Origin of the sequence: Massilia sp. CCM 8734 (assembly GCF_011682155.1) — a bacterium.
Lineage (GTDB): Bacteria > Pseudomonadota > Gammaproteobacteria > Burkholderiales > Burkholderiaceae_D > Telluria_A > Telluria_A rubra.
In genome coordinates this window covers 17,329-35,289 of record NZ_WHJI01000048.1, presented here as the reverse complement: position 1 = coordinate 35,289, position 17,961 = coordinate 17,329, and the positions used below count along the sequence as shown (strand labels likewise).

At 63.6% G+C, this 17,961-nt stretch carries 9 protein-coding genes; 2 read left to right on the top strand and 7 right to left on the bottom strand.

Going from position 1 to position 17,961, the window contains the following annotated elements:
* Positions 1–5: 5 nt before the first annotated feature.
* From F2P46_RS30450 to cphA (F2P46_RS30420), 7 genes are all read right to left on the bottom strand, one after another.
* On the bottom strand, positions 6–1,436 hold the full coding sequence (locus tag F2P46_RS30450; RefSeq protein ID WP_166897419.1) for an aldehyde dehydrogenase family protein: 1,431 nt from the start codon (positions 1,434–1,436) through the stop codon (positions 6–8).
* A gap of 306 nt (positions 1,437–1,742) precedes the next feature.
* Positions 1,743–4,382, bottom strand: a complete 2,640-nt coding sequence (locus F2P46_RS30445) for a TonB-dependent receptor (protein ID WP_166897416.1) — start codon at positions 4,380–4,382, stop codon at positions 1,743–1,745.
* A gap of 176 nt (positions 4,383–4,558) precedes the next feature.
* Entirely contained in the window at positions 4,559–7,699 is a 3,141-nt protein-coding gene (locus F2P46_RS30440; protein ID WP_166897413.1) for an alpha-1,6-glucosidase domain-containing protein, read from the bottom strand.
* A 232-nt stretch (positions 7,700–7,931) separates the two neighbouring features.
* Positions 7,932–8,864: a phosphatidate cytidylyltransferase gene (locus F2P46_RS30435; RefSeq protein WP_166897410.1), complete on the bottom strand. Its 933-nt coding sequence runs from the start codon at positions 8,862–8,864 to the stop codon at positions 7,932–7,934.
* Positions 8,865–8,874: 10 nt separating this feature from the next.
* Positions 8,875–9,486: a 1-acyl-sn-glycerol-3-phosphate acyltransferase gene (locus F2P46_RS30430; RefSeq protein WP_166897407.1), complete on the bottom strand. Its 612-nt coding sequence runs from the start codon at positions 9,484–9,486 to the stop codon at positions 8,875–8,877.
* A gap of 597 nt (positions 9,487–10,083) precedes the next feature.
* Complete coding sequence (gene cphA / locus F2P46_RS30425) at positions 10,084–12,654, bottom strand: cyanophycin synthetase (RefSeq protein ID WP_166897405.1); 2,571 nt, start codon at positions 12,652–12,654, stop codon at positions 10,084–10,086.
* A gap of 95 nt (positions 12,655–12,749) precedes the next feature.
* Positions 12,750–14,936, bottom strand: coding sequence for a cyanophycin synthetase (gene cphA / locus F2P46_RS30420; protein ID WP_166897402.1), 2,187 nt, complete (start codon positions 14,934–14,936; stop codon positions 12,750–12,752).
* Between the two features lie 289 nt (positions 14,937–15,225).
* On the opposite strand from cphA (F2P46_RS30420), the gene F2P46_RS30415 reads away from it, so the two are divergent.
* Both F2P46_RS30415 and F2P46_RS30410 read left to right on the top strand, forming a co-directional pair.
* Positions 15,226–17,475: an ABC transporter ATP-binding protein gene (locus F2P46_RS30415; protein ID WP_166897399.1), complete on the top strand. Its 2,250-nt coding sequence runs from the start codon at positions 15,226–15,228 to the stop codon at positions 17,473–17,475.
* Positions 17,475–17,957, top strand: coding sequence for a DUF1854 domain-containing protein (locus F2P46_RS30410; RefSeq protein ID WP_166897396.1), 483 nt, complete (start codon positions 17,475–17,477; stop codon positions 17,955–17,957). Before F2P46_RS30415 ends, F2P46_RS30410 begins: the two co-directional genes overlap by 1 nt.
* Positions 17,958–17,961 lie beyond the last annotated feature (4 nt).

Below are 17,961 nucleotides of genomic sequence, written 5' to 3'. Positions count from 1 at the left end.
ACTGCTTACACCCCGCAGTAGGCAGTCTTGACGGTCGTAAAGAACTCGGCCGCATACGTGCCCTGTTCACGCGATCCGTAGCTCGACCCTTTGCGCCCGCCGAACGGCACGTGGTAATCGACCCCGGCCGTCGGCACATTGACCATCACCATGCCCGCTTCGGCGTGGCGCTTGAAGTGGGTCGCATACTTGAGCGAGGTGGTGACGATGCCGCTGGCCAGGCCGAACTCGGTATCGTTGGCCAGCGCCAGCGCGTGCTCGTAGCTGTCGGCCGGAATCACCATGCCGACCGGGCCAAAGATTTCTTCGCGGCTGATGCGCATGTCGTTGCTGCAATCGGTGAACAAGGTCGGGCGCAGGAAAAAGCCCGGCGTGGCGCACTCGATCCGCTCGCCGCCGAAGGCCAGGGTGGCGCCTTCCTTGCGGCCGATGTCGATGTATGCCATATCCTGGTCGAGCTGGCTCTGGTCGACCACCGGGCCGATATCGATGCCGGCGCCGAGCGCGTCGCCGACGTTGAGGGCCGCCAGTTTTTCTTTCATGGCGGCCACAAAGGCCGGGTAGATGCCTTTTTCGACGATCAGGCGGCTCGACGCCGTGCAGCGCTGGCCGGTTGAGAAGAATGAGCCCTGCACCGCGCAGTTGACGGCGGTGGCGAGGTCGGCGTCGCCCAGCACGATCAGCGGATTCTTGCCGCCCATTTCGATCTGCACCTTGGCCATGCGGCCGATGGCCGCCAGCGCCACCTTGGCGCCGGTTGCGGCCGAGCCGGTGAAGCTGATCGCGTTGACGCGACGGTCATGCAGGAAAGCCTGGCCGACCACGCTGCCGCGACCCATCACCAGGTTGAACACGCCCGGCGGCAGGCCGGCGCGGCTGATGATTTCGGTCAAGGCCCAGACGCTGGCCGGCACCAGTTCGGCCGGCTTGATCAGCACGCAATTGCCGTAGGCCAGCGCCGGTGCGATTTTCCAGGACGGAATGGCGATCGGAAAATTCCACGGCGCGATGATGCCGACCACGCCGACCGGCTCGCGCGTGACTTCCACGTCGACGTTGGGGCGCACGGACGGCAGCTTGTCGCCGCGCAGGCGCAGGCATTCTTGGGCGAAAAACTTGAAGATGGCGCCAGCGCGGGCGACTTCGCCGATGCCTTCGGGACGGGTCTTGCCTTCTTCGCGCGAGAGCAGGGTGCCGAGCTCTTCTTTGCGAGCCAGGATTTCGCTGCCGATCTTGTCGAGCGCGTCCGCCCGCATCTGGATGTTCGACAGCGCCCAGCCCGGTGCGGCGGCAGCGGCGGCGGCGATCGCCAGCTCGGTTTGCTGCGCGTCGGCCTGTGCGTAATGCCCGATGATGTCGTTGGTGTTCGATGGGTTGATATTGGTGGACGACGAAGCGCCGTCGACCCAGGCGCCGTTGATATAGTTCTGTTTCATGGAAGCTTTCTACGTGGCTCGCAAGGGATCGCGATGCGTGTTTATCAAAAAGCAAAAGCTTACCATTGCGGGGGGAATGCTGCCGGAGGGAGGTGGCCGATGACGGGCGCTTGTGCCGATTGCGGCGGGTACGGCGAGTGCCAGCAACCGATACCGCGTCGTTTCTTCCGCCAGCGACTCGTCGTCTCCGGCATTGCCGGAACCGACTTCCCGCGCAGGCGGGAACCCAAGTTTTGTGATCCGCATGAAACTGCGGAACGGACTTGGGTTCCCGCCTGCGCGGGAACGACGGTGGTTATCGGTGTACTAATACTTGTAATGCAAGGCCAACCCCACCGTGCGGTCATAGCGGCGCGTATCGCGCACCAGGCCCGGGTCCTTGTTGAAGTAATCGTGATACGGCTGGTCCAGCAGATTATTCCCATCCAGGGTCACGGTCAGCTGTTTGTCGATCCGGTACGACAAGGAGCCATCGAGCGAGCGTAAGGGCGCCACATACAAGTCCAGTTTGTCATTGCCGCGATAGCGCTCCTCGGCCATGAACTTCGAGCGCCAGTTGTACGCCAGCCGCGCCGACCAGGCCTCCTTCTCGTACAGCCCGACCAGGTTGTACGACGTTTTCGACATCCCCAAAAAGGCCGACTCGCGCCCATCCGGATTGGTCTGCTTGCCGGTGATGTAGGTAAAATTCGCCTCCATTCCCAGCCCGCTCAGCATCCCCGGCAGGAAGTCGTAAAACTGCCGGTAACTCATCTCGAAGCCTTCCAGGTTGGCCTTGGTCAGGTTATACCGGCGCGTCACATCGTACTCGCGGCCATTGATGATTTCGCGCGCCGCCTTTTCCACCGAACGGTCGGTGAACTTGTGCCGGAAAACAGTCCCGGTCAGGGAGCCGGTCGGCGCAAAATACCACTCGAGCGCCACGTCGATATTATCCGATCTGGTCGGCCGCAGATTCGGATTGCCCGCCGCGCCGGTGCCCAGGATGCCCGACGAGTTTGGGGTCGCCGCCACGCCTTCGACCAGGCGCAGCGCCGGATTGTAATCGGCAAATGCCGGCCGCTCGACCGCACGGCCGGCGACCACGCGCGCCACCAGGGTCGGGGCCAGGTCCGCGCGCAGCGCAAAACTCGGCAGCACGTCGGTGCGGCTGGTATCGACCGACACCGGCGCGAGCACGCCGACAATCGACGAATTGCCCTTGAGCGTCTGCTCGGTGCGCACCACGCGCGCGCTTACCACGCCGCTGATCGGCACACCCATATGGAAGCCGAATTTGGCCTTCGCATACAAGGCCGACGTGCGTTCCACGTCGCTGTAGTACGACAGCGGATTGTCTTCCAGCTGCGCCGCCGAACCGGTCAGGATGGTGCGCACCACGTCGGTGTGATCGAGGATGTAGTTATGGTCGGCCACCACGTAGCGGTTCACGCCATAGTTGCCGCCGGTCGGCGCCGACAAGGTCCACAAGCCCGGGAACTGACTGGCCGGCGCGCCCTTTTGCGGACTATTGTCGTACCACATATCGCGAATGCCGCGCGAGGACGCCTTGCGCTCGGCCAGGCGCACGCCGCCGGCCAGCTCCTTCACAAAACCGAGGATGCCGTTATCGGTGGCATCGTACACCACATCGCCGCGCCAGTCGTTCGACGTGCCTTGGCGCGCGTTGGCGATGTCGGTGCCACCGCGCACGCGGAACTTGGCGTCGTCCGGGTCTTCCATGTTCGTGCCCGGGAAGTCCATGTAACCGCCGCCCGAGCGCACCGCGCCCACGAAGCCGCGCGCGGTGTAATCGAAATCGAAAATCACGCGCCGCTCCTTGAAGTAGCTGGCGGTACGCGCCACCTCGGTGGTGAAACGCAGGTTGGGCGTGGCGTCCCAGCGCGCACCCAGCGCCACCTGCTCGTTGCTCACATCGTGCTGGTAGGCCTGGGTCGAGGCAAAGCCCGGCGCGTCCTGGTTCAGGCGCGTGATGGTATCGAGATTGTTGGTGCCCGGCTTGGTTGTGATGGTGGCGCCGGCGAAGTGCGGCGGGAAACCGATCATGAAATTATTCTGGTAGCGGTGATCGATATTCGTGCGGAAGCCTTCGGCAAACACTTCCACCGTCGGACTCGGGCGCCATTGCAGCGCAAAATTGCCGGCCTCGCGTTTGCGGTCGCCGTTACCCATGAAGCGGCCGAAGTTCTCGGCGCCGGTCACGCCATTGTCGATCGGGAGCGGAAAGCCGGCGAAGGCCACTTCATCGTGATAGCGCCCGCGCTGGTACGACAGGCCGACCAGCGCGCCGATTTCGCCGATGCCGGTTTTCCAGCGGTCGCTGAACATCGCGCTCACGTCGGGATTATTGGTCTTGGCCTTGTCGCGGTTTTCCACGCGCGCGTTCAGGTTGACCTGGCGGCCCTTGAAATCGAAGGGACGGTTGGTGCGCACATCGATCACGCCGGCGGTGCCGCCTTCGGGCAGGTCGCCGCCCTGGGTCTTGTAGACATCGATCCGCTGCAGCATGGAAGCCGGCACGTCGGCCAGGTACAGGCTGCGGCCGGTATCGGAAAAGAACTCGCGCCCGTTCAGGAGCGCGACCACGCCGCCGAGGCCGCGGATGATCACCGTGCCGGCTTCGCCGCCGCCGCGCTGAACCTGCACGCCGGTGACGCGCTGCAGGATTTCGGCCACGTTCTTGTCGGGGAACTTGCCGATGTCGTCGGCGACGATGGAGTCGACCACCTGGTCGGCGTTTTTCTTGATCGTTTGCGCGCTTTGCGCCGCCTTGCGCACGCCGCTGACGGTGACCACGGCCGTATTAGCGTGGGCGGGAATGGCTTCCTGGGCGGCCACGGAGAGGTGCGTCAGCATGCCTGTGGCGAGCAGGGAAGCGACCAGCGATTTGAGCACGATCGGACGGTCCGCGCGGGAGCGGCCGCGGGCGAGGGCGGGATTGTTCATGGGTCTCCATTATCGTTATTGAGCTAGATGCTCTTGTTTGCCCGAATAATAGGGGACGCGCGTGAATTGCTCCAATCATGTTTTTGCGGCTGCCGATACCGATCTGGGTATCAGCGTGTTGCAAAACCGGCGGACGGCGAACCGGGGTCTGTCCCCGGTTTTGCAACCTGGCTGGCCTACTCGTCGTTCTGCCAGAACGGACCATTTTCCACGAACACCACCGTCGTGCGTGGCGGGATGCTGAAGGTGCCGCTGGCGCGCTCGTAGCTTGCCGTCTTCGCCAGCCGGTCATGGTCCGACTTGCGCTGCACCTTGTGCAGCGCAAGCTTGCGTCCTTTGAGTTCATCGATCGTGATGCTCCTGGCGACCTTGTCGACGTTGAAGAAGGTCGCCACGCTGCCGTACTTCGCGCCCGGATAACGCCGCCCGTCGATGCTCATCGCAATCAGGCCGGCGATCTGCCGCGGTCCCGTGTTGTGGAACCTGAGCCGCTCGCTCACCTCTTTCGCGCTGCGCAGGCGGAACAGGGTGCTGTCTTTGCGAATCTCCAGCAGGTCGAGAAAGTAGTCGCGCGCCGCCACAATCGCCGCCGCATCGGGCAAGATCTGCGCATTCGCCAGAATCGGCGACATCCATTCCCAATTGGCCTTGTTCACGCCCGCCATCGGCAAACCGACGCCGAAGTTATTCGACTGGTACGAAAAGTCGAGGCGATTGAACCAGTCGCCCGCGTTATAGCTGTCGCGGTCGAGCGACTTCGAACGCAGGATCTCCTGCCCCGCGTGGAAGAACGGCACGCCCTGCGAGAGCATGTTGATGGCCGTGCCCAGGTTCTGCACGCGCACGCGATCGGCCAGGCTGGTCGACTGCGGCAGCTTGAAGGCATTCAGGTCGAACAAGGTCTGGTTGTCGTGCGCTTCGACGTAGTTGATGGTCTCGGCCGGATTGGCCGCAAACCCCGCCTTCTGCCCGCCATAATCGATGTCCGCATTCTTGCGCAGCACCCCGGTGCGGTCGGTGAAGCTGTAGTCGCGCAGGGTGCCCGACAAACCCACCTTGATCAAGTCGCCCAGGCGCAGCAAGTCGTCCCTGGTTTGCACGCTGGTCGCATTCGGATCGGTAAAGGCGCCGTTGATGAAGCCCTGCTGGCTGATCAGCTCAAGCCCGCCATCGCAGCAGCCGCCTCCGCGCACCGCGTCGCGCAGGCGGTCGTTGAACGAGCCGACGCCGGTGCCGAACATATTGGCCTGGCGCGCCTGCACGAAGCGCGCGTCGTTGCCGACCGTGCCGAAGTTCCAGGCTTCGCCGTACAGGTAAATATCGCGCCCGGCGGCGCGGTCGACCTTCGCTTTCAGGTCGGTGATGACCGACAGCGGCGCCATGCCCATGATGTCGAAGCGGAAGCTGTCGACCTTGTAGTCGGTGGCCCAGGTGACGACGGAATCGGTCATCAGCTTGGCCATCATCGCGTTTTCGGCGGCGGTGTCGGCGCAGCAGCTGTCGTTGGTAATGGAGCCACTCGCATTGAGGCGGTAATAGTAGGTCGGCACGATCTTGTCGAGCACCGACAGGGGACTTTGCTGCGCGCCGCTGGTATGGTTATAGACCACATCCATCGTCACCCGCAACCCTTGTTCGTGCAGCGACTTGACCATCGCCCGGAATTCGCGCACGCGCACCGCGCCGTCGCTGGCGTTGGTGGCAAAGCTGCCATCGGGTGCGCTGTAATGGACCGGATCGTAGCCCCAGTTGAAGCAGTCGCTGTCGCCGGCAGCGGTGACTGCCGCCTGCTGCGTCTCGGCGTTGGCGGCGGCGTCCGGAATGGCAGGCGTGGCGCAGCCGGTTTCATTCACGCTGGCGATGTCGAAGCTGGGCAGCAGGTGAATGTGGCTCATGCCGGCGCGCGCAAGCGCGCGCAGGTGGCGCATGCCGTTCGAATTCACATCGGTGAAAGCGAGGAACTTGCCGCGATGGTTGGCCGGCACCGTCATGTCGCTGGCGCTGAAATCGCGCACCTGCAATTCGTACAACGAGATGTCGGTTGGATGGTCGAGGCGGGGAAGCGGATGCGCATCCCAGCCGGCCGGTTTGAGCGCCGCGCTGTCGAGGTTCGCGACAAAGCTGCGCTGGCCGTTGGCGTTCAGGCTCAATGAATACGGATCGGTGACCACGTTGCTGACCACCGTGTTATTGGCCCAGCGCGAAAGCACGTTGACGGTGTAGGTGTAGTAGGCGCGGTTGGTCCAGGCGACGTTGGGGGCGGTGTAGTGCCACACGCCGCTGCTGCCGTCGCGCGTCATCGGCACGCTGCTGGCGCTGGCGGCCGTGGCGTCCGGGTACACATTGAGCGCGACCGATTTGGCGGTCGGCGCCCACACGCGGAAGGTCGGCACGCCGGCGCGGTTAAAGGTCGCGCCCAGCGCGCTGTTGGCGGCGGCCGGGGCGAACAGCGCGTCGAGCAGGCCGCTCGTTTGCAGCGACGTGACCTGAACCAGCTTGCCGGTGGCATTGAATTGCGCGATGGCGAACTGGCCGCTGACCTTGGCCGGCAGGCCGGCCAGGGCGTCCCCAGGCACCGTCAACGCGGTGGACGTAGCCAGGTGCGGATACTTCGCCTGCAGCGCCGGCGACAAGGCGCCGGCAACGCGCAGCTCGATGCTGCCATCGGCGCCGCTGATGCCATCGGGCGTGGAGCCCATGCCGCCGTTGGCGGCATAAAACAGCTTGTAGCTGGCAGCAAGCGGCGCGCCGGGCCAGGCCAAGGTATCAAGCGAAAGCCAGTGCGCGCCGGCGTTGGCCAGATTGCCCAAGCTGATCGCCGGGGCGCTGGTGTAGACCTTGCAGTCGCCTTCGAGCAGCCAGAGCTCCTGGCCGCGCGCGGCGATGTCGGGCGCAAAGTCGCCGGCCTGGTCGCTCGCGCAGTTCTTGTTGCCGCTGCCGTCGGTGAGCAGGAAGTCGATGTTGGTTTTGGTGGCGTCGACCGGAATATCCACGTAGCCGCCGTAGCTGTCGCTTGCGGCCAACATGAAACGGTCCTTGATCCATTCCACGCTCGGCTTGACGGGGCCGGACCAGGAGTAGACGCCCCACTGGGCTTCGTCGCGTTGGGCGCGGCGGTAATGCATGCGCATGGTGCCGGGCGCCACGGCCGCAGTCGAGACCGAGGCGCGCTGGACCGATTCGGACCTTGTTGCCGGTGCTGGCAAGTTGCTGTCGGCGCCATCGGAACCGCCACAGGCGGCCAGCAGGCTGGTGCACAAACCGGTGATGAAAAAATGTGCGGGAATTCGTGAAGTAATACTACCTAGAGAATGCATGTGCAACTCCTGAAGAGGGGAATGTGCAGCGGCGCCCTTGTCCTTGATACGTCGTTTTTGTGACGCCGCTGGCGATCGGCATAAGGCCGATGTAATATTACTACACATCGTTTCAGGAATTGTACGAAAATCAAGGCGAGCGCCCTCCGCCGCCGGCGCGGGCGGGGACCGGTGATGCTTGCGCAAGAAAAGGGAGGTGGAGGCGGCGTAGTCGGACTACGGGCAGCTCAGCTCAGGGCAGGGCCCAGATCCAGCGCACGATGTGGAAGAAGACCGGCGCGGCGAAGCCGAGCGAATCGAGGCGGTCCATGTAGCCGCCGTGGCCGGCGATGCCGGTGCCCCAGTCCTTGGCGCCGAGCGAGCGCTTCACGCCCGACATGACCAGGCCGCCCATCACGCCGCCGATGACGATCAGCGCGGCCATGCCGGCCGCCTGCAAGGGCGTGAACGGCGTGACAAACGCCAGCAGCGCGCCGATTCCCATCGTCGCCAGGCCGCCGCCGATCAAGCCTTCCCAGGTTTTGTTGGGGCTCAGCTTGGGCACCATCTTGTGCTTGCCGAAGAGTTTGCCGAATATGTACTGCAGCACATCGCTGATCTGTACGATAAAGACGAAGAAGAACAGCAACTGGGCGTTGTGGCCCTGGAAGCTCGGGATGTCGAGCATCAGCAGCGCCGGCGCGTGGCTCACGCCGTACACGCAGAACATCACCGCGAACAGGATGCGCGCGTTGCGCGACAAAAAATCATCGGTATCCTGGCTGATCGCGCTGGCGGCCGAGATGAGGAAGAAGATATACACCGGGATCATGATCGCGAACAGCCCGTACCACTGGGTCCACAGCAGCCAGTACTGGGCCGGCAGGGCGATGAAAAAGGCGATGAACAGCGGCCAGTAATCGCTCTTCCTGGTCGGCGTGAGGGTGAGGAACTCGCGCAGCGCCATCAGCGAGGCGAAGCCGAACACCACGATCGTCACATAGCGGCCCAGCACCAGCGCCGAAAACAGCACGACGGCCATGATCCACCACGCGTTGATGCGGGCGTTCAGGTTGATGATGGTGGCGTTGCCGGGATTCCTGAGGCGCAGCACGAAGCCGACGCTCGAAGCGAGGACCAGGATTGCCAGCAAGATCTGGCCGGTAAGCATGAATAGGGGAGTCATCGTGGTCTTCTCAGAAAGTATCGGCCAGGTCGCAAACGGCCTGGTGCATGCGGGCGATGAAGGTTTCCTTGTCTTCGCCGCGGTCGTTGTAGAGCGGCGCGCCGAAGTGCGAGCGGCACAGCAGCGGTAGCGGAAACGGCGCGCCCTTGGGCAGCGCGCGGTGCAGGTTTTGCTGGTACACCGGGATCAGCGCCAGGGTAGGGCGGTCCTTGCTCAAGTGATACAGGCCGGACTTGAACTCGCCCGGCAGGGTCGTATCCCTGCGCGTTCCCTCGGGAAAGACGATCAGCGAATCTCCCTGGTCGAGCGCGCTTTTCAGCGGCAGCAGCGCGTCGGCGCCGCCTTTTTCGCGATCGACCAGCACCACATTGAGCAGCGTGTGCGCGATGTAGCGGCGCATGGCGGTCTTGTCCCAGTAATCGGCCCCGGCGACGGGCCGGGTGCGGTCGCGCATGGCCGGCGGAATGGCGGCTAGCAGGCCGGTGGTATCGAGGTGGCTGGTGTGATTGGCGAAAAACACGCAGGGATGAACGGGCGGCACATCATAAAAGGCGGCGCCGCCGACGACCAGGCGCTGCAAGCCGAGCAAGGTATCGCGCTGCAGGCGGAAAAAGGGGTTCAAGGTTTGGCTTTCTGTTCGGGCTGGCGATGCGCGGCCGGCGGTCGAGTATCTTTGATCGGTACTAAGTACCCGCCCATAAAACAACTGTGATTTTTGTTTTCCATAGCCGGCGCGCTGCGTCGCGTCGGGCGCACGGCAATCGCATCCGGCTATATTCGCCAAAAACCCACACTTATTTCTGCGCGGGTACTTAAAGCGGCCAAGTGTAAATGTTATTTAACTGTCTATCAACATTAATATTTTTACCTGTGCAACTTTTCCCACAACCGGGGTCTGACCTCTGATTCGTAATTAATTGCGCATAAGCATCAAAATCTTCACCCGGGGTCAGAGCTTTAATTAGCAATTAGTTGCACCTTATCTCACTGGTACGGTCGACATTTGCGCTGATGCTGTCGTTAGTCTGGTCGATATCGGGCAGCTACAGAGGGAGAACGTCCTTGAATGAACTCGCGGGAGTGTGCGGAAATTTTAGAGTGGAAATAGTTTCGAATTAATGCTCTGACCCCGGTTGTAGGAGGTTGGAGCTTCATTCGGCGGTTTGTCTGACCTCTGGCGGGCAATGTTTCGAATCAGAGGTCAGACCCCGGTTGGGGCTTAGCCTTGGGCGATGCGGCCGGCGATGTGGGCCAGGGCTTCGTCGACCTGGTCGATCAGGATCAGGCACAGGTCGCCTTCGCCGAGGCGCGCCAGGGCGGTGTCGATGGCGATGAATTCGCCGTCGATTTCGTCCACGTGGGTGGTGCGCACGGCGCCCGCCAGGCCCTGGCGCAGCAGGGCGACGACTTCACCGTCGGCACGCCCGCGCTGGCACTGGTCCTGGTACAGCAGCACGTCGTCGAACGCCGCACCCAAAATCTCGGTCTGCTGGCGGATGTCTTCGTCACGCCGGTCGCCTGCGCCGCTGATGACCACCGAGCGCCGCTTGGCCGGCATGCTTTCGACCGCGCCCACCAAGGCCAAAATCGCGTCGGGATTGTGGCCGTAGTCGGCGATCACGGTCGCGCCGCGGTAGCTGAAGACGTTGAAGCGCCCCGGCGCGTTGTCGCTCTCGTTGGCGAACGATTTGAGCCCGGCGCGGATGTCGTCCCAGCTGGTGCCGACCGCCCATGCCGCCGCGACCGACGCCATCACATTGTCGACCTGGAAGCCGATGCTGCCGCCACGCGTGATCGGTACGTCGGCCAGCGCGATGCGGTGTTCGACCTTGCCTTGCGCGGCAACGAGCATGCCGCCGTCCACATACACCACGCGTTGTCCCTGGGCGCGGTGGGTCGACATGACCGGGTGCCCGCAATCGGCCGTGAAGAAGGTGACGCTGCCACGGCAGTTGTTGGCCATGTTGACTACCGCCGGGTCGTTGGCGTTCAATACCGCCACGCCGCTGTCGGCGACATTTTGCACGATCACGCGTTTGAGCACCGCCAGGTCTTCGACGGTGGTGATGTAGTTCAGGCCCAGGTGGTCGCCCGCGCCGATGTTGGTGACCACGGCCACCTGGCAGCGATCGAAAGCGAGGCCTTCGCGCAGCAGGCCGCCACGGGCGGTCTCGAAAACGGCGGCGTCCACGTCAGGGTGCAGCAGCACGTTGCGCGCGCTGCGCGGACCGCTGCAGTCGCCGCTGTCGATGCGCCGGCCTTCGATGTAGACGCCGTCGGTGTTGGTCATGCCGGTGCGCAGGCCGCCGGCGGTGAGCAGGTGGGCGATCAGGCGCACCGTGGTGGTCTTGCCGTTGGTGCCGGTGACGGCGATGACCGGAATGCGGCCATCGTCGCCGTCGGCGAACATCGATGCAATGATCGCTTCGCCGACCGGGCGGCCTTTGCCGAACGAGGGCGACAGGTGCATGCGCAAGCCAGGGGCGGCGTTGACTTCGACGATGCCGCCGTTCTGTTCTTCGATCGGTTTGAGTACGCTGTCGCACACCAGGTCGACGCCGCAGATGTCCAGCCCGACCATATGGGCGGCGGCGATCGCGCGCGCGGCCACTTCCGGGTGCACGTCGTCGGTGACGTCGCTGGCGGCGCCCCCGGTCGAGAGGTTGGCGTTGTTGCGCAGGATCACGCGCTGGCCCTTGGCGGCGACCGATTCGGCCACCAGGCCTTGCTTGGACAGGCTGGCCAGGGCGATGTCGTCGAAACGGATCTTGGTCAGCGAGGTCGAATGGCCATTGCCGCGGCGCGGGTCGAGGTTGACCTGGTCGACCAGTTCGCGCACGGTGTGCTTGCCGTCGCCAACGACGATCGGCGGGTCGCGCCGCGCGGCGGCAATGAGTTTGTTGCCGATGACGAGCAGGCGGAAGTCGTGGCCGGGCAGGTAGCGTTCGACCAGGATATCGTCGCGAAATTCGGCGGCGGCGTGGTAGCCGGCCACCAGTTGTTCGCGGGTGGTGACGTTGACGGTGACGCCCTTGCCCTGGTTGCCATCCTTCGGCTTGATCACGACCGGCAGGCCGATTTCGAGCGCGGCGGCCCAGGCGTCGTCCGGGTCGGCGGCCACGCGGCCGAGCGGCACGGGCACGCCGGCCGCGTGCAGCAGTTTTTTGGTCAGTTCTTTATCCTGCGCGATCGATTCGGCAATCGCGCCGGTGCTGTCGATTTCGGCGGCCTGGATTTTGCGCTGACGGCTGCCCCAGCCGAACATGACCAGGCTGCCGTCGGTCAGGCGCCGGAACGGGATGTTGCGCGCCACGGCGGCCTGCACGATGGCGCCGGTGCTCGGTCCCAGGCGTACGTCTTCGTCGAGGTCGCGCAGTTGCAGGAGGGCGGCGCCAAGGTCGAACGGGGTGTCGGCGGCGGCGGCGGCGCACAGTTGCGCGGCCAGGTCCATGGCCAGGCGGCCGACCACTTCTTCGGAATACTCGACCACGACCTGGAAGATGCCTTCTTCGGGCGTGGCGGTGGTGCGGCTGAAGGTGACCGGGCAGCCGGCTTGCGCCTGCAGGCCGAGCGCCGCCAGTTCCAGCACCTGGGCCATGGCGATGCGGTCGTGGTGGCCGAGCGTTTGCAGCGGGCTCATTTCGGGGAAGCGCGCGCGCAGGCGTTCCTCGAAGTCGGGCAGGGCGCCGACATCCTGTTCGGCACTGGTGCAGGCGACGATCGCTTCGATCGAGGTGTGGTGGCTCCAGAGGTTGGGGCCGCGCAGGGCCCGTACGCGAGATACTTCCATAAAGCGTTTCATCCTAAGTGTTGCGCTGGTGCGTCGCTGCGCCCTCGGGCGTTGACACTGCCGGCAGCCCGGCCGTCTGGCCGGGCGCTGTGTTGTTAAAGTTTGGCTTTGGTGGGTTTGGTCGCCGCCGTGTCGAAGGTGCGCAGGCCGGCGCCGATCAGCGCGGCCGGAACATCGAGCGCCCATGCCGCCGCCACTGCCGCCAGCACCGTTTCGGGATACTGGGCGGTGCCCGGTTTGAGGGTGGACATGCGCAGCAGCACCGTTTCCTGCGCGCCTTCGCCGAGAATCACGTCCTGGCCGCGCATGAATACCGTGCGTTCGCCGGCGGCGCGGTGCGCCACGATGACTGGTAGTTCGGGGTCGACCGCGTAGAAAATCACGCGCCCGTCGCACAAGCCGGCCAGTTCCGCCACGCGCGCGTCGGCGCCGTTGAGCACTGCCGCGCCGTCCGGCAGGATCACGTCGACCTGGCTGCGGATGACGTTGGCCATGCCGTCGGCGTCATGGATGTGGAATTCGGCCAGCGCTTCCTGGCCTTCCATGTCGGTCACCACGCCCACCGTGCACTTGTCGTAGGCCAGGCCTTCGGACAGGATCATGCGCGCGTTGCTTTCGAAAACAGCCACTTCGACGGTGCGGTTGATCAGCAGGCGCTGGCCGGCGTCGAAGGTCATGGCGTTCTCGCCCGAGACCTGGCGCTGGTCGAGGAACAGGCCCTGGCCGCTGACCACGCCCGTGTGCTTGCCGGTCAGGTTGATCAGGCAGCCGATCAGGCGCGCAATCAGGCTGGTCCCCTTGGTGCCGGTCACGCCGATGATGGGAATGCGCCCGCTTTCGCCATCGGCGAACAGGTGCTCGATGATGGCCGTGCCGACCGGGCGCGCCGCGCCTTGGCCGGGTTTCAGGTGGGCCAGCAGGCCCGGGCTGGCGTTGACTTCGATGATGGCGCCGCGCTGTTCGTGGAGCGGGCGGGTAATGTCTTCGGCCACCAGGTCGATGCCGGCGATGTCCAAGCCGACGATGCGTGCGGCCAGTGCGGCGGCGTGCGCGATCGAGGGATGCACCTGGTCGGTGACGTCGATGGCGACGTTGCCGTTCGGTTGAATCAGCACCTTCTGGCCGGCCAGCGGCACCGAGTGCGCGGTCATGCCCTGGCGTTCGAGTTCGAGGATGATTTCGGCCGAGACGTCGGGCTTGACCGGGTTCAGTGGCGCGTCTTCGCCTTCGCCGCGGCGCGGGTCGGTGTTGATCTGGCTGTTGACCAGCGCGATGATGTCGCCCACGCCGTCGCCGGTGACCCAGAGCGACTCGCCCTTGGCCGCAGCGACCATGCGCGTGCCCACCACCAGCAGGCGGTGTTCGTCGCCGGGGATGAAGCGCTCGACGATGACGCTGGCGCTGTCGCCTTTGCGTGCGGCCAGGTGGTAGGCTTTTTCGACGTCGGCCTGGGTCATCAGGTTGAGCGAGACGCCGCGTCCGTGGTTGCCGTCGTAGGGTTTGAGCACGACCGGCAGGCCGATCTCCTGCGCTTCTTCCCACGCTTGCTCCGCACTGCGTACCAGGCTGCCCTCGGGCACCGGCACTCCGCACGATTGCAGCAGCATCTTGGTCAGGTCCTTGTCGCTGGCGATGCTCTCGGCAATCGCGCTGGTGCGGTCGGTTTCGGCGGTCCAGATGCGGCGCTGGGCGGCGCCGTGGCCAAGCTGCACCAGGTTGCCGTCGGTGAGGCGGATGAACGGAATCTTGCGCTCGGTGGCCGCTTCGACAATGTGCGCCGTGCTGGGACCGAGGCAATGGTGGTCGACGATGTCCTTGAGCTTGGCGACGGCGGCGTCCAGATCGAAAGGCGTGTCGTCGATGGCGGCCATCAACAGCGCGCGTCCGGTGTCGAGCGCGGCCAGGCCGACTTCTTCCTGGCGCGTGCGGAAGGCCATCTTGTAGACGCCGCGCTGGCCGGTGGAGCGGGTCTTGCCGAAACCGGTGCGCATGCCCGCCAGGTTTTGCAATTCAAGAACGACATGTTCGAGGATGTGGCCGGACCAGGTGCCTTCGCGCAGGCGCTCCAAAAAGCCGCCGCGCTCGCCCACGCCGCAACGGTGTTCGATCAGGCCCGGCAGCAACGCGGTCAGGCGCTCGTACAGGCCGGGCAGCAGGTTCGACGGAAACTCTTCCAGCGCGCCAATATCCAGCCACGCCTCGATCACCGGGCGATAGGTCCAGATGTTGGGTCCGCGCAGGTGGCTTACCCGCAGAACACTGATTTCTTTCTTCTTTGTCATGTCGTTATTTCTTGATAACAGGCTTGGCGTTGTTCACGCCCTAAGACCTCGTGAGGCTTTTCGAAGCGCATCATGTTGTATACTTGCTAGAGACGAAGCTTACCGTGCTGAACCGATTTCTGCCAGTCTGGATTCCCGAACGCGTCGCGCGGGCCTGCTCCGCAGCATGCCGGTCCGGCATTCCAGGGAGCCCTGCTGCCGGCGCCCACGTTGAACAATTTCCGCCCGTAAATTCGTGGCCCAGAGCCGGAACCGCACTACGATGACTATAGATCCATCTGTTTCTCCTATGACGACGGCCACCGGGCCGCTTTCCCTGCCTGAACACTGGCAGGCTGACGTCGCTAAAAAACTTGCACCAGGGGAAAACGTTTTAAGTGGCGTCGAGGTTGACCTCGATGCCAAATTGCATTTCAAAAAAGGCTTGGTGCTGGTCACCAGCCGCCGTTTGCTGGCGCGCGCGCCGGGTGAAAGCGCGTGGCGCGAGTGGGCTTTCCGTCCCGGATTGTCGCTCACGCACCACGATCACGCCGGTGTCGGCCATCTGCAATTGTTCGACGAACAAGGTTTACTGGACTCCTGGCGCTTCACCTTGGGGCAGAACCTGCACGCGATCCGCGTGCTCGACCATTTCAGCGAGCAGCGCGACAGTTTCCTGAGCGGCTTGCCGGTGCAGTCGGCCGAGCAGAATGTGTGCCCGAGCTGTAAGGCGCCTTTGGCCCCGGGGCAGGATGAATGCCCGATCTGCACCAAGGTGCTGTACACGCCGCCCTCGACCTGGACCCTGTTGCGCCTGTGGCGCTTTGCCAGGCCGTACAGCGGGCAACTCTCGCTCGGCTTTTTCCTGATGCTGGCCAGTACCGCGGCGCATATGATACCGCCGTATCTGACCATGCCGCTGATGGATAATGTGTTGATACCGTTCCAGAACGGGCAGCCGGTCGACCAGCAACTGGTGTGGATGTACATGGCCGGCCTGTTCGGCTCGGCCGTGCTGGCCTGGCTGCTGGGCTGGGGCAAGACCTACGTGCTGGCGCTGGTGTCGGAACGGATGGGCGCCGACCTGCGCTCGGCCACCTATGAGCACTTGATGAAGCTGTCGCTGGAGTATTTCGGCGGCAAGCGCACGGGCGATTTAATGTCGCGCATCGGCAGCGGCAGCGACCGCATCTGCGTGTTTTTCTCCTTGCACCTGCTCGATTTTGCCTCCGATGTGCTGATGATTATCATGACCGGGGTGATCCTGTGTTCGATCAATCCGATGCTCGCTGTGATTACCCTGGTGCCGCTACCGTTTATCGCGTGGATGATCCACATCGTGCGCGACCGCCTGCGCACCGGCTTCGAGAAAATCGACCGGGTCTGGGGCGAAGTGACCAATGTGCTGGCCGATACCATTCCCGGCGTGCGCGTGGTCAAAGCGTTCGCCCAGGAACAGCGCGAAGCGACGCGTTTTCGCGATGCCAACAAACATAACCTGGCCGTCAATGACAAGTTGAACCGGGTCTGGTCGCTGTTTTCGCCGACGGTGTCGTTCCTGACCGAACTCGGTTTGCTGGTGGTGTGGGTATTCGGCATCTGGCTGGTATCGAACAAGAACATCACGGTCGGCGTGCTGACCTTGTTCATTACCTACAGCAGCCGGTTTTATGGCCGCCTCGATTCGATGAGCCGCATTGTGTCGGTTACGCAGAAATCGGCATCGGCCGCGAAGCGCATTTTCGATATTCTCGATCATGTATCGAGCGTTCCGGAGCCGGCCAATCCGGTCAAGCTCGATAAAATCGAAGGCCGCATCGATTTGCGCGAAGTCGGTTTCCGTTACGGCAACCGCGCGGTCAATCGCGGCATTTCGCTCAATATCAAGGCGGGCGAATTCGTGGGCCTGGTGGGGCATAGCGGATCGGGCAAGAGCACCCTGGTCAATCTGATCTGCCGTTTTTATGACGTGTCGGAAGGGGCGATTCTGCTCGATGGCGTCGATATCCGCTCGTTCGCGGTGTCCGATTACCGCAAGAATATCGGGCTGGTGTTGCAGGAGCCGTTTTTGTTCTTCGGCACCATCGCCGAAAATATCGCCTACGGCAAGCCGCATGCGACGCGCGAGGAAATCATCGCGTCGGCGCGCGCGGCGCATGCGCACGAATTCATTTTGCGCCTGCCGCAGGGCTACGATTCGATGGTGGGCGAGCGCGGGCAGGGCTTGTCGGGCGGCGAACGCCAGCGCATTTCGATTGCGCGCGCCTTGCTGATCGATCCGCGCATCCTGATCATGGATGAAGCGACTTCCTCGGTCGATTCGGAAACCGAGAAAGAAATCCAGAAAGCGCTCGATAACCTGGTGCAGGGCCGCACCACGATCGCCATCGCGCACCGTTTATCGACCTTGCACCGGGCCGACCGGCTGGTGGTGCTGGACCGCGGCGTGGTGATGGAAGAGGGTAGCCACGACGAATTGATGGCGCGTGAAGGCGCGTATTTCCGCTTGTACGAAGCGCAGGCGCGCAACGTCGATACGGACATGGATGACAAGGATTGATGATGGCAAGCGCAGCAAGTTCGGTATTCACATTAAGCCGCGACAGTTTCGGTAAATTGACCTTGACGGCGGAAGACGGCGAAGTGCATGTGGGCGTCTCGCCGGTGCGGGCCTTTCCGATCCAGGCGCCGGACCAGGGTATTTCGATGGTGCTCACCAATGGCAAGGAAGTCGGCTGGATCGACAGTTTGGCGGCACTGCCAGCGGCAATTCGCGAATTGGTGCAAGATGAACTCGATGGGCGCGAATTCATGCCGGTGATTCACCATATTGTCAGTGTCAGCAGTTTTGCCACGCCCTGCACATGGGAAGTCAAGACCGACCGGGGCGATACCGCGTTTACGCTCAAGGGCGAAGAAGATATCCGCCGGATTGGCGACGCGTCGCTGCTGGTGGCCGATAATCACGGCATCCAGTTTTTGATCCGGGATATGTTCACCATCGACAAGCACAGCCGGAAGATTCTCGACCGGTTTTTATGATGGC